General features: G+C 59.4%; 11 protein-coding genes. 2 read left to right on the top strand and 9 right to left on the bottom strand.

Going from position 1 to position 12,410, the window contains the following annotated elements; all coding sequences use genetic code 11:
* The first annotated feature begins 344 nt into the window (after window positions 1-344).
* Complete coding sequence (gltP, locus tag WFO70_RS19450) at window positions 345-1,658, top strand: glutamate/aspartate:proton symporter GltP (RefSeq protein WP_337018528.1); 1,314 nt, start codon at window positions 345-347, stop codon at window positions 1,656-1,658.
* An 86-nt stretch (window positions 1,659-1,744) separates the two neighbouring features.
* On the opposite strand, the gene WFO70_RS19445 is transcribed toward gltP, so the two are convergent.
* From WFO70_RS19445 to fdhF, 3 genes are all read right to left on the bottom strand, one after another.
* Window positions 1,745-2,419, bottom strand: a complete 675-nt coding sequence (locus WFO70_RS19445; RefSeq protein ID WP_337018526.1) for a tetratricopeptide repeat protein — start codon at window positions 2,417-2,419, stop codon at window positions 1,745-1,747.
* 117 nt (window positions 2,420-2,536) lie between these two features.
* A complete protein-coding gene (locus WFO70_RS19440; protein ID WP_337018524.1) occupies window positions 2,537-2,689 on the bottom strand; it encodes a Hok/Gef family protein in 153 nt (50 codons plus the stop codon).
* Window positions 2,690-3,013: 324 nt separating this feature from the next.
* Window positions 3,014-5,161, bottom strand: coding sequence for a formate dehydrogenase subunit alpha (gene fdhF, locus WFO70_RS19435; protein WP_337018522.1), 2,148 nt, complete (start codon window positions 5,159-5,161; stop codon window positions 3,014-3,016).
* A gap of 243 nt (window positions 5,162-5,404) precedes the next feature.
* Here fdhF and WFO70_RS19430 point away from each other — a divergent pair, with 243 nt between their 5' ends.
* Entirely contained in the window at window positions 5,405-6,136 is a 732-nt protein-coding gene (locus WFO70_RS19430) for a response regulator transcription factor (RefSeq protein ID WP_337018521.1), read from the top strand.
* Here WFO70_RS19430 and WFO70_RS19425 read toward each other — a convergent pair.
* From WFO70_RS19425 to WFO70_RS19400, 6 genes are all read right to left on the bottom strand, one after another.
* Complete coding sequence (locus WFO70_RS19425) at window positions 6,133-7,146, bottom strand: carbohydrate kinase family protein (protein WP_337018630.1); 1,014 nt, start codon at window positions 7,144-7,146, stop codon at window positions 6,133-6,135. The genes WFO70_RS19430 and WFO70_RS19425 overlap by 4 nt on opposite strands.
* Window positions 7,143-8,003, bottom strand: a complete 861-nt coding sequence (locus WFO70_RS19420; protein ID WP_337018519.1) for a ketose 1,6-bisphosphate aldolase — start codon at window positions 8,001-8,003, stop codon at window positions 7,143-7,145. The genes WFO70_RS19425 and WFO70_RS19420 overlap by 4 nt, the downstream gene beginning before the upstream one ends.
* Before the next feature lie 9 nt (window positions 8,004-8,012).
* Window positions 8,013-8,699, bottom strand: a complete 687-nt coding sequence (locus WFO70_RS19415) for a D-lyxose/D-mannose isomerase (protein ID WP_337018517.1) — start codon at window positions 8,697-8,699, stop codon at window positions 8,013-8,015.
* Window positions 8,700-8,750: 51 nt separating this feature from the next.
* Window positions 8,751-9,692 (bottom strand): ABC transporter substrate-binding protein, encoded by a 942-nt coding sequence (locus WFO70_RS19410; RefSeq protein ID WP_337018515.1) that lies wholly within the window; start codon window positions 9,690-9,692, stop codon window positions 8,751-8,753.
* Between the two features lie 157 nt (window positions 9,693-9,849).
* Window positions 9,850-10,845 (bottom strand): ABC transporter permease subunit, encoded by a 996-nt coding sequence (locus tag WFO70_RS19405; protein ID WP_156262707.1) that lies wholly within the window; start codon window positions 10,843-10,845, stop codon window positions 9,850-9,852.
* A gap of 2 nt (window positions 10,846-10,847) precedes the next feature.
* Entirely contained in the window at window positions 10,848-12,362 is a 1,515-nt protein-coding gene (locus WFO70_RS19400) for a sugar ABC transporter ATP-binding protein (RefSeq protein WP_337018512.1), read from the bottom strand.
* Window positions 12,363-12,410: the final 48 nt, after the last annotated feature.

Raw genomic sequence — 12,410 nt, 5'->3', positions numbered from 1 at the left:
ACTATTTGGGCGACAGATCACGCAAAAATTAAGGCGTTCGAAAAGTGAGCAAATGACACTTAGAAGAAAAATAATTACCCGTGCAGATTATTTGCATTTATGGATAAAAAAGCGTTTTTATAACAAAAGGTTATTTATCATGACTGATACAAATTAGCGTGATAACGCCATTTGTCAGTCAAATGCCTCGTTCTTAAAGGCTTGCGCAGCATGCCGTGCAAATGGTACTGATACCGCGCGTTAAAAAACCCCATAAATGAACGCAACACAATTCATACCCTTTCAGTATGTGTCGTCCCCGCCGTTTTACGAGTACGAACACTTCATTGAGGAAGTCTGTTGTTATGAAAAATTTGAAAGTCAGCCTGGCCTGGCAAATTTTGCTGGCCCTTGTGCTGGGTATCTTGCTGGGTAGTTATCTGCATTATCACAGTGACAGCCGGGAATGGCTGATCGCCAACTTACTGTCGCCTGCCGGTGATATCTTTATTCATCTGATCAAGATGATTGTGGTGCCGATTGTTATCTCGACGCTGGTGGTCGGGATTGCCGGAGTGGGTGACGCGAAGCAGCTCGGCCGCATCGGCGCAAAAACCATCCTTTATTTCGAAGTGATCACTACGGTAGCCATTATTCTCGGCATCACGCTGGCGAATGTGTTCCAGCCTGGCGCGGGCATTGATATGTCGCAGCTGGCGACGGTGGATATTTCGAAATACCAAAGCACGACCGCAGATGTGCAAAGCCATGCTCATGGCCTGATGGGAACTATCCTGTCGCTGGTGCCGACCAATATCGTGGCGTCGATGGCGAAGGGCGAGATGCTGCCGATCATCTTCTTCTCCGTGCTCTTTGGTCTGGGGCTCTCGTCCCTGCCAGCGACGCACCGTGAACCGCTGGTGACCGTGTTCCGCTCTATCTCCGAAACCATGTTCAAAGTGACCCACATGGTGATGCGCTATGCGCCGGTCGGGGTGTTCGCGCTGATCGCGGTGACGGTGGCGAACTTCGGTTTTGCCTCCCTGTGGCCGCTGGCGAAGCTGGTGCTGCTGGTGCACTTCGCCATCCTGTTCTTCGCCCTGGTGGTGCTGGGGCTGGTGGCGCGGATGTGTGGTCTGAGCATCTGGATCCTGATCCGTATCCTGAAAGACGAGCTGATTCTGGCGTACTCCACCGCCAGCTCCGAGAGCGTGCTGCCGCGAATTATTGAGAAGATGGAAGCCTACGGGGCCCCTGCGTCGATCACCAGCTTCGTGGTGCCGACCGGTTACTCGTTTAACCTCGACGGCTCCACGCTGTACCAGAGTATTGCGGCGATCTTTATTGCCCAGCTGTACGGTATCGATCTCTCCCTGTGGCAGGAGATCGTGCTGGTGCTGACGCTGATGGTGACGTCAAAAGGGATTGCCGGCGTGCCGGGCGTCTCCTTTGTGGTGCTGCTGGCGACCCTGGGTAGCGTGGGGATTCCGCTGGAAGGGCTGGCGTTTATCGCCGGTGTTGACCGTATCCTCGACATGGCGCGTACCGCGCTGAACGTGGTGGGTAATGCCCTGGCGGTGCTGGTGATTGCCAAGTGGGAACACAAGTTCGACCGTAAGAAAGCCCTGGCGTATGAACGCGAGGTGCTGGGCCGTTTCGATAAGACGGCGGACCAGTAAAATAAAAAGCCGGGTGGCGCTATCGCTTACCCGGCCTACGGACCTGTGGGCCGGGCAAGCGAAGCGCCCCCGGCACGCAGACCGCACTACTCCCCGCTCAGCGCCTCAAACTCTTCGCATCCGGTATCAAAGCCTTCGCTACAGCTCAGATTTAACCAGTACAGCGCCTTCTGTTTATTCGGGGTGATAAACCCGTCTTCGCCCTGCTGAAACACCTTGCCCGCCCAGTATTCCGCGTAACCCGTACGGGAGAGGGTGGAGCTCTGTTTAAACCACCGGGCGGCCTGCACATCATCCTGCGCCACCTCCACGCCGTTGGCGTAGATCAGCCCCAGCAGCAGCTGGGCATCAACGGCGGCGTCATCCTCGGTATTTTCTGCCACTTTATGCAGCAAGCTCAGCGCCTGCGGGTAGTCGGTTTTCCCGGCCCGGGTATTGACCAGCAACCGCGCCAGCATCACCGCACCCGGCGAGCTGCCCGCCACGGTGGCCTGCTGCGCCAGCCCTTTGGCCTGAACCAGATCGCCGTGCTTCAACTTGATTTGCGACAGCAGCGCCATGGCATCCACGTCGCCATTTTTGGCTGATTTTTCGGCCCAGATTTCGGCCTGTTTATCATCACCGGAGCTGTACCAGGTTTCGGCAAGATAATACTGAGCCCGGCTGTCGCCCGCCTCAGCCTGCTTCAGATACTGGCTGCCAATCTCCTCGGCACCCACCAGGGAGGAAAAAAGGATCAACAACAGATAAAGAGGTTTCATGCGTTATTTTCGTAGGGGTAGATAAGGGGCAGTATAAGCGTGGGAAGAGAAGAAAAAAATGGGTGCGTTAAGACCTCCACTCCCCACAAGCCGGACGGGTTTCCCCGCCCGCTGACGTTAGCCTGCCGCGCAGGCTAATTTAGCCGCCACTTCAAGTTGTTCGCTCTTTATTGTGAATTCGCATAACGTGCCGCGATTAATAAAGGCGAATATCACTATGGTCAAGCAAATAATAACGATTATGCCTGACACGGTTTTTAATGGCGTCATGCCCTTTACTCCTTGCTAATAAAAGAATAAGGGGCTATCCTCAACTTGTGAGTGGTTGAGGGATAGCCCCGGTTAATGGAAACATTTCCGGGGTTTTTCACTTTCTGTCCCTCAATTTATGCTCAAGACAGAAAGCCTTAAGCACCCGCCGATAATCTTATCCCTATGAACTCAAAAGAAAAGATCTAATTCATTTTGTGAGAAATTACATTTCTCTGGAATGCTGCTCGCAAAATAATATGCACTTTTTAAATTTATATATCGCTAATAAAAAAGGGAGTGAATGATTCACCCCCTTTTAATCGCTGTTCCGTTATTTACCGGTTAGCCCCTGGCCGTTTCGCGTAAATGATTTTTCAGCTGAGTATATTCATCGATAACATATTGTTCGGCGGCGGCCTGGTCCGCTATCGGCTCGACGCGCACGGCACAATATTTATATTCTGGCGTTTTGGTTATCGGGCTCAGGTTTTCCGTCACCAGCTCGTTGCAGGCCCCGATCCACCACTGATAGGTCATGTACACCGCCCCGACGTTTGGCCGATCGCTCACCTGCGCACGGGTGATGACCCGGCCTTTGCGCGAAGTGACCCACACCAGCGCCTCATCTTCAATGCCCAGCCGTTTGGCATCCCCGGTGTTAATCTGCGCATAGCCGGGCTCATCGGCCAGCGCCGACAGCGCCGCACAGTTGCCGGTCATCGAGCGGCAGGAGTAGTGGCCCACTTCGCGCACGGTAGAAAGCACCATCGGATACTCTGGCGACAAGGTGTCCATGGGTGCCATCCAGTCGCAGGTGAAGAACTGCGCCAGCCCGTTTGGAGTATCGAATTTGTCCGCAAACAGGTACGAGGTGCCCCGATCCTCCGCCGACTCGTCCCGGCACGGCCACTGGATGTAGCCCAGCTCGCCCATCTTCTCGTAGGTCGCGCCTTTAAAACCTGGACACAGCTGGCGCAGCTCATCCCAGATTTGCTGCGTGTTGTCGTAGTGCATCGGATAACCCATCCGGGTCGCAATCTCGCTGATGATCTGCCAGTCGGTTTTCAGATCCCACTTCGGCTCGACGGCCTTAAAGAAGCGCTGGAAGCCGCGGTCGGCGGCGGTGTAGACCCCTTCATGCTCGCCCCAGGAGGTAGCGGGCAGGACAACGTCCGCCACCGCCGCGGTTTTGGTCATAAAGATATCCTGGACAATCACCAGCTCGAGATCCGCAAACGCCTGACGCACCGCCGACAGTTCGGCATCGGTCTGGAGCGGATCTTCGCCCATGATGTACGCCGCCCGCACCTCTTTGTGGGCCACGCGGTGCGGCAGCTCGCTGATACGGTAGCCGGGGCGCGCCGGAAGACTCTCCACGCCCCAGGCTCTGGCGAATTTCTCACGGTTTTCCGGGTGCTTAACAAACTGGTAGCCCGGATAAGTATCCGGTAGCGCCCCCATGTCGCAGGCCCCCTGCACGTTATTCTGCCCGCGCACCGGATTGACCCCGACGTGGGCTTTACCGAGGTTGCCGGTCAGCATGGCGAGGCTGGTCAGCGCGCGCACGGTCTCCACCCCCTGCCAGAACTGGGTCACGCCCATTCCCCACAGCAGGGTGGCCGTTTTCGCCCCGGCATACAGCCGCGCCGCCTGGCGGATCTCCCGCGCGCTGACGCCGGTGATGGCCTCGACCGACTCCGGCGTGTAGCGTTCGACTATCTGCCGGTACGCCTCAAAGCCCTCCGTACGCGTGGCGACGAAGGCCCGATCGTAGAGCTGCTCCGTAATAATCACATGGCCGATGGCATTGAGCAGGGCGATGTTCGACCCGTTTCGCAGCGCGATATGCATATCGGCAATGCGCGCGGTTTCGATGCGCCGTGGATCGCAGACGATGATCTTTGCCCCGTTCTGCTTCGCGCGCAGAATATGGTTCGCCACGATGGGGTGCGAATCCGCCGGGTTATAGCCGAAAATAAACACCAGATCGGTGTCATCAATCTCGTTGATGGCGTTACTCATCGCGCCATTGCCGACCGACTGGTGCAGACCTGCAACCGAGGGGCCGTGTCAGACGCGGGCGCAGCAGTCGACGTTGTTAGTACCAATCACCGCGCGGGCAAATTTTTGCATGATGTAGTTGGTTTCATTCCCGGTGCCGCGCGAGGAGCCGGTGGTCTGGATCGCATCCGGACCGTGCTGCGCCTTAATGTCGCTGAGGCGGCGGGCGACATAGTCCAGCGCCTCATCCCAGGAGACCGCCTCCAGCCTGCCGCCGCGAACGCGCCGGATCATCGGGGTTTTCAGCCGGGGAGTGAGGATCTGCGTGTCGTTGATAAAATCCCAGCCGTAATAGCCCTTCAGGCACAGCGTGCCCTGGTTGGTTTTTCCCGCGGCAGCCTCCGCCCGGACGATGCTGCCGTTATCGACCACCAGGTTGATTTTGCATCCTGATGCGCAATAGGGGCACACCGTGATGACGTTTTTCATCGGTCTCGCTCCAGTTATCCAGTGAGGTTGAGGTGTTGAAGTAGTATGCAGCTTCTATGCCACATTCTTATTGTGGAATTACCCTGACTTTACGGGCGAATCCTGGTCAAAATCCTGACGAAAAGCAGGCAAAGGGTAAAAATTGCGACAGCGGTTGAAGATTTGTCACGCCACGGGCGTTTTGGCTGGAGCCTTGCACAGAATGGGCCAGACTGATCTCTATCTCCCTGATGGAATCCGGTAATGAAACCAGCAATTCTGGTGGTCGATGACGACACCGCGGTCTGCGAACTGTTGCAGGATGTGCTCAACGAGCACGTCTTCACCGTCCATGTGTGCCACAACGGCCAGGATGCCCTGCGGCTGGCGCAGCAGGCACCGGAGATCGCGCTGGTGTTGCTGGATATGATGCTGCCGGATATCAACGGCTTGCAGGTGCTTCAGCAGTTGCAAAAGCAGCGCCCGGAGCTGCCGGTGATCATGCTTACCGGCCTTGGCAGTGAGTCGGACGTGGTGGTGGGGCTTGAGATGGGGGCTGACGACTACATCGGCAAACCTTTCAACCCCCGGGTGGTGGTGGCGCGGGTCAAAGCCGTGCTGCGCCGTACCGGCGCCCTTGCGGCAGAGCCGGTGGTGGCACGGGCGGCCGGGATCGGCTTTAACGGCTGGACGCTGGATACCACCCGCTGTGAGCTGATTGACGCGCAGCGCGGCGTGGTCCCCCTGACTCAGGGCGAGTACGGTTTACTGCTGGCCCTGACGCAGAACGCCCGGCGGGTGCTGAGCCGGGAGCAGCTGCTGGAGCTGACCCACAGTGAAAGCGCGGAGGTGTTCGACCGCACCATTGACGTATTGATCATGCGTCTGCGCCGCAAAATCGAAATCAACCCCCATCAGCCGCTGCTGATTAAAACCATCCGCGGGCTGGGCTATGTCTTTGCCGCCGACGTGCAGCATGGCGACAGGGCGGCTTAGGCCAGCGGGTTCTCCTGAATGAACAGCTGTAGCTCCGCCAGGGTTTTTGCCCCGTCGATGGCGTTGGCCGCCAGCAGGCTGGCCCGCGCGCAGGCGTGCGCCATCCGGATGCTCTCCGCCAGCGGCAGCGATTCGTGGCAGCCGTACAAAAAACCGGCGCAGAAGGCATCGCCCGCCCCGACGCTGCCGACAATCTCCTGCCGGGTCAGCCGCCACGAGGGGATCCAGCACCCTTCGCGATCCGGCTCCTGCCCCCAGGCCCCCTCCGGACAGTGGATCACCACCCGCGCCTTCACCCCTGCCGCCAGCAGCTCCGCCGCCGCCGCGGCAATATTAGCGATTACCGGCGCATCCTGATCATCGCGCATCGGCAGGCCGCTGAACTCGCCGGCCTCCAGCTCGTTGATCACCAGGTAGTCGAGATGGCGCAGGGCAGGGAGTACCAGCGGCTGATAGCGCGGATCCCCCTTGCGCGACACCAGGTCGAGGGAGGTCTGAAAGCCCAGCTCGCGCATCTGCGCCAGCAGCCGCGCGCTGCGGGTGCCGTACGCCTCGTCCGGCATATCCAGGCTGTCCAGCAGCAGGAGATAGCCCAGATGGAAGATCTTCAGGCTGTGATCCAGCCGGTCGAAGGCAGGGAGATCCAGCAGCCGGTTGGCCCCCGGGGAGTGGAAAAAGGTGCGCTGGCCGCTGGGATCGGTCATCACCTGCGACATAGACGTGGGGGCAAAGGTGGTGCGCTGCACCCGCTGGCGGTTGACGTGATACTGGTCGAGCATGGCGAGAATGTAATCCCCGTCGTGGTCATCCCCCACCAGCCCCACCGCCTGTAGCGGGAGGCCGGCATGCATTTTCGCCAGGGTGAGCAGCACGTTGAGCGGCGCACCGCCGGTGGCGCGCTCGCTGTGGGTGATCTCCGCCAGCCAGCCGCGCTCCGGCCACTGCACAATCTGGTGGACGTGATCCACCAGCATATTGCCCGCGGCGATAATGCCCCGGCGTTCCATCAGGCGTACCCCGCGCTGCCAAAGATGCGCATCTGGGCGGCCACGGTATCGGTGATCGCCCCTTCGATGCCCAGCAGCAGTTCGGCAAACTCATCGTACAGCGGCTGTCGGTTGGCCATCCGCCGCTCCACCTCCGCCAGCGCCGCCTGGGACATGCCGGTGTAGAAGTTAATCTTGTGGATCCCAAGCTCAATAGCGCGACGGAAATCGGCGTCGCTGATCCCGGACCCGCCATGCAGCACCAGCGGCAGGCCGGTTTGCTGGCGGATGGCATCCAGGCGGGCGAAATCAAGCTTCGGCTCGCCCTTGTACTTGCCGTGGGCATTGCCGATGGCCACCGCCAGCGCGTCGATGCCGGTCTGGTCGACAAACTCCCGTGCAAGCCCAGGGTCGGTGAAAAAGGCTTCGTCAGCATGGCCGTACAGGGCACCGCCCTCATCGCCGCCCACGGCCCCGAGTTCCGCCTCCACCGACACGCCCACCGCGTGGCACATCTTCACCACTTCCCGCGTCTGGCGGATGTTCTCCTCGTAGCTCAGCGTGGAGCCGTCGAACATCACCGAGCTGAATCCCAGGCGCAGCGCCCGCACCACCGCCTCGAAATGCAGGCCGTGATCGAGATTCAGCACCACCGGAATATCGTGCCGTGCGGCTTCGAATTTAACCGCCTCCACCAGCGAGTCGAGCGACACATACTTAAAATGCACTTCGGCAATGTTGATGATAAAAGGCGAATTCTCCTGACGGGCGGCGGCAAACAGCGCCCGCAGGAAGTGAGAGTCGAGAACGTTAAAGGCGCCCAGGGCGTAACGATGCTCCCGGGCGTGCGCCAGCCCGTCGGCGAGAGAGATAAGCGGCATGATCACTCCTTACAGGCGAAACAGGCTGTACTCATTGCATAAGACCAGCACGGCCGGTTCGTCTTCGTCGATGTTGTTATAGCGGGCGGTAGGTTGCAGGAAGTGGTTGTCCGTCTCGTCGTCATTCACAGAGGAGACCTCACCCACCAGCACGTCACCAAAGCCCTTTTCACCCCAGAAACTGTGGTACAGCCCGGGCGGCAGGCAGATGCTCTCCCCCGGCGCGAGGCGGATATGGCTGCCCGCCACGTGGGTCTGCTGGCATCCGTCGATGGCGACCTGGATATCGCCATCCTCTTTCTGCTCATCTTCATCAGCGTTCCACAGCTCGACAATCAGATTGCCGCCGCCGCGGTTGATGATGTCCTCGCGCTTGCGCCAGTGAAAGTGCAGGGGCGTCACCTGGCCCTCGCGCACGTGCATGATCTTCTCGGCGTAGCATTTGTCCCACGGCTTGCCGCCGGGAGAGCCGTTGCGCAGGGCAAAGAGGGTTAAGCCCTGTGCCGCAAAGTTATCCCCGCCGAAAGCGGTCACGTCCCAGCCGAGCCGCAGGTCGAACACTTCCTGCCAGGCGTCGGCATCAAGCTGCTGCCAGCGGGTAGGGGGAAAACTGGCAAAGGGGGGCAGATGCACATCGTGCATGGAGAAAAACTGTCGTGTGTGGCCGAGGATCTCGTTAATTTCGGAGCGTTTCATGTGGACTCCTTGAGTGATGCGCAGAGCCCCATCGGGGGCTCTGCGCCGATCTTACTTAACCGTCCAGCCCTTATAATTGCCGACGTTGCTCTTATCGATCATCGTCACCGGGATCAGCACCGGCTCTTTCGGCGCGGGTTTGCCCTGTAGAATGTCATAGCCGATCTCCACCGCTTTTGCCGCCATAACCTGCGGATCCTGTGCCGGAGTGGCGATAAACAGGGAATTTTCCCGCTTCAGCGCCTCTTCCGCATCCGGCGAGCCATCGACGCCGACGATAAAGAACTCGTTACGTTGCGCCTGTTTTGCCGCCAGATCGGCACCGATCCCCGTTGGATCGTTGATGGCGAACACGCCGTCGATCTTCGGATTGGCCGCCAGCAGGGAGGTCATCACCTCCAGCCCGCCGTCACGGCTGCCTTTGGCGTTCTGGTTATCGGAAAGCACTTTGATATCCGGATGCTTTTTAAATTCTGTCTTACAGCCTTCTACCCGGTTTTGCACCGCAGAGACCGGTGGTCCGTTGATGATCACCACGTTGCCTTTACCTTTCAGGCGATCGGTGATCAGCTTACAGGCCATCTCACCGGCCTGGGTGTTATCGGAGGTGATGGTGGCATCGGCCCCCTCTGCCGCCACGTCAACCGCCACCACCACGATCCCGGCGTCTTTCGCGCGCTTCACCGCCGGGCCGATGCCTTTCGAGTCGGCGGCGTTGAGAATGATCATATCGACTTTGGCGGCGATAAAGTTGTCAATCTGAGAAACCTGCTGGCCGAGATCGTAGCCGCTGGAGACCAGCGTCACTTTCACGTTATCCCCGGCCAGTTTGCGCGCTTCGAGCTCCGCCCCCTTGGTGATCTGGACAAAGAACGGGTTCGCCAGATCGCCCACCGTCACGCCGATGGACTTCAGCTCTTTGGCCTGAACAAACGGGCTTGCTGCAAGCAGTGCGCCAGCACAGAGCGCGGTAACAAGAGGTTTTAAACGCATACTTTACTTCCTCGTTATGTAGGGTTTCCCGTCATCCTTCTGGCCGCAGATGCGTTGGCTGCGCTCATTCACCCGAATCACTTACTACAGTAAGCTCATCGGGATTCACTCACTTGCCGCCTTCCTGCGACCAGAATGATTTAGGGAAATATTGTTGTTATGCACTTTGATGGTGTCGGGTACGGTATTTGTCGATCAGTACCGCAATGATGATCACCGCCCCTTTGATCACCAGTTGCCAGAAATAGGAGACGCCCATCAGCGTCATGCCGTTGTTAAGGGTGGCGATGATTAGCGCCCCCACCAGCGTACCGGTGATGGTGCCGATCCCGCCGACAAAGCTGGTGCCGCCAAGGATCACCGCCGCGATAGCGTCCAGCTCATAGCCGGTGCCGAGGTTGCCGTTGGCGCTGTAGAGCCTGGATGCGCTCATCACCCCGCCGAGGCCCGAGAGCAGGCCGCTCATGCCGTAGACAAACAGCAGCACCATCCAGACCTTGATGCCCGTTAAGCGCGCGGCCTGCATGTTGCCGCCCACCGCGTAGATATGAACCCCGAGGGTGGTGCGGCGCAGGATGAACCAGCAGACCACAATCACCGCCAGGGCGATCACCACCAGCCACGGCACCGGCCCGAGGTAGTTATTGCCGATCCATTCAAAGCTGATGCTGGAGTTGATCACCGTGGTGCCGTCCGCCAGCAGGTAGGCCGCCCCGCGCAGCGCCGTATAGGTGCCGAGCGTGACGATAAAGGGCGGCAGTCCGGCAAAGGCCACCAGCGCCCCGTTGAACAGCCCCAGCACCATACCGAGCATCAGTGCCGCCGGTACCGAGAGCATCGACAGCTCCGGCATCAGCGAGACCACCATCGCCGCCACCGCGGTGGTGCCGAGAATCGAGCCCACCGACAGGTCGATGCCGCCTGTCAAAATAATGAAGGTCATCCCCGCCGCCAGCACGATGTTGATCGACGCCTGGCGGGTAATGTTCAGCAGGTTGCTTTCGGTAAAGAAGTTCGGCGCGATAAAGCCAAATACCGCGACAATCAGGATCAATATCGGCAGGATACCGATGGTTTGCATCAGATCGCCCATCAGCATTTTTTTGGCGGAGGCCGCTTTGGCCACCTGTTGCGGAGTGTTTGGTTGCGTCATGGTTATACCGCCCGATGGTGAGAGTCGTTAACGCCGGTCGCCAGCGTCATGATGTTTTCTTGTGTGATATCGGCCCGATGGAGTTCCCCGGCAATGCTCCCCTCGCGCATCACGTACACGCGATCGCTCATGCCGACCACTTCCGGCAGTTCGCTGGAGATCATCAGGATCGCCACCCCTTTGCGCGCCATCTGGTTCATGATCCGGTAGATCTCGCTTTTGGCCCCGACGTCCACGCCGCGGGTCGGCTCGTCGAGGATCAGGATCCGCGGGCCAATCGCCACCCAGCGGGAGATCAGCAGCTTTTGCTGGTTGCCGCCGGAGAGCCCGCCTGCCCGCACCTGAGAGTGCGGCACGCGGATATTGAGCAGGGCGATGGCGTCATCGGAGATCGACTGGGCTTTTTTGCGGTTCAGCATGCCGAAACTGGCGTCGCGCTCAAGCGTCGCCATGGTGATGTTCTCCTGTGCCGCCAGCTCGAGGAACAGCCCCTGCTCCTTACGGTTCTCGGTTAAAAAGCCGATCCCGTGGTCGATGGCGGCGCGCGGGGAGTGGATCACCACCGGCTCGCCATCCACCTCAATCATCCCGCCGGTGGCCTTGCGCACGCCGAAAATCAGCTGCGCCAGCTCGGAACGTCCGGCCCCCACCAGCCCGGCGAGGCCGACGATTTCACCGGAGCGCACCTGCAGGCTGCAGGGCTGTACTTTGCCGCCGTCGGTCAGGTGATGGACGTTAAGGCGCGGGCTGCCGAGCGGGATATCGCGCTCTTTGTTGAACAGATCGCTCAGCGGCCGCCCGACCATCATCCGCACCAGCTCAGAGGCGTTCAGCTTGTCGCGGGTCAGGCTGCCGACGTACTGGCCGTCACGCAGCACGCTGACGCGATCCGACAGTTCATAGACTTCGGCCATGCGGTGGCTGATATAGATAATCGCCATCCCTTCGTCGCGCAGGCGCAGAATCAGCTCGAACAGACGGTGGGTTTCCCGGGAGGAGAGGGCGGCGGTGGGTTCATCCATCACCAGGATGCGGCTGTTGCGGTGCAGGGCGCGGGCAATCTCCACCTGCTGCTGCTCGGCGATGGTCAGCTTCATCACCAGATCGGTGGCTTTGAAGTTGGCGCCGAGGCGATCGATCACCGCCTGGGCCTGGGCCGCCATCTCTTTGCGCTGAACCAGCCCGCCGCGCGACAGCTCGCTGCCGAGGAAGATGTTCTCGGCCACGGTGAGGTTGGGGGCGAGCTGCATCTCCTGATAGATCAGGGTGATGCCCGCCGCCAGAGCGTCTTTCGGGCCTTTGATGTGAAACGGCTTGCCGTCGATCAGGATCTCGCCGCCGGTGGCGATATAGGCCCCGGCGAGGATTTTCATCAGGGTGCTTTTTCCGGCACCGTTTTCACCCATTAAAGCGTGGATCTCACCGGGGAAGACCGTCAGATCCACACCCTTCAGCGCGTGGAAGTTGCCAAAGGTTTTGGCAATGTTACGCATCTCTAAAACCGGGGTTCTGCTCATGGCGGATCTCCTGTGACGTTCGATATCCGCACTTCATCACACCCCGGT

The sequence above is a fragment of the Leclercia sp. AS011 genome, assembly GCF_037152535.1.
In the GTDB taxonomy this organism is placed as follows: domain Bacteria; phylum Pseudomonadota; class Gammaproteobacteria; order Enterobacterales; family Enterobacteriaceae; genus Enterobacter.
This window is presented reverse-complemented; position numbering and strand designations above follow the sequence as displayed.

Bases quoted from the DNA above. Each gene is read 5' to 3' on its own strand.
- gltP (WP_337018528.1), top strand. From the start codon at position 345: ATGAAAAATTTGAAAGTCAGCCTGGCCTGGCAAATTTTGCTGGCCCTT.
- WFO70_RS19445 (WP_337018526.1), bottom strand. From the start codon at position 2,419: ATGAAACCTCTTTATCTGTTGTTGATCCTTTTTTCCTCCCTGGTGGGT.
- WFO70_RS19440 (WP_337018524.1), bottom strand. From the start codon at position 2,689: ATGACGCCATTAAAAACCGTGTCAGGCATAATCGTTATTATTTGCTTG.
- WFO70_RS19430 (WP_337018521.1), top strand. From the start codon at position 5,405: ATGAAACCAGCAATTCTGGTGGTCGATGACGACACCGCGGTCTGCGAA.
- WFO70_RS19420 (WP_337018519.1), bottom strand. From the start codon at position 8,003: ATGCCGCTTATCTCTCTCGCCGACGGGCTGGCGCACGCCCGGGAGCAT.
- WFO70_RS19415 (WP_337018517.1), bottom strand. From the start codon at position 8,699: ATGAAACGCTCCGAAATTAACGAGATCCTCGGCCACACACGACAGTTT.
- WFO70_RS19410 (WP_337018515.1), bottom strand. From the start codon at position 9,692: ATGCGTTTAAAACCTCTTGTTACCGCGCTCTGTGCTGGCGCACTGCTT.
- WFO70_RS19405 (WP_156262707.1), bottom strand. From the start codon at position 10,845: ATGACGCAACCAAACACTCCGCAACAGGTGGCCAAAGCGGCCTCCGCC.
- WFO70_RS19400 (WP_337018512.1), bottom strand. From the start codon at position 12,362: ATGAGCAGAACCCCGGTTTTAGAGATGCGTAACATTGCCAAAACCTTT.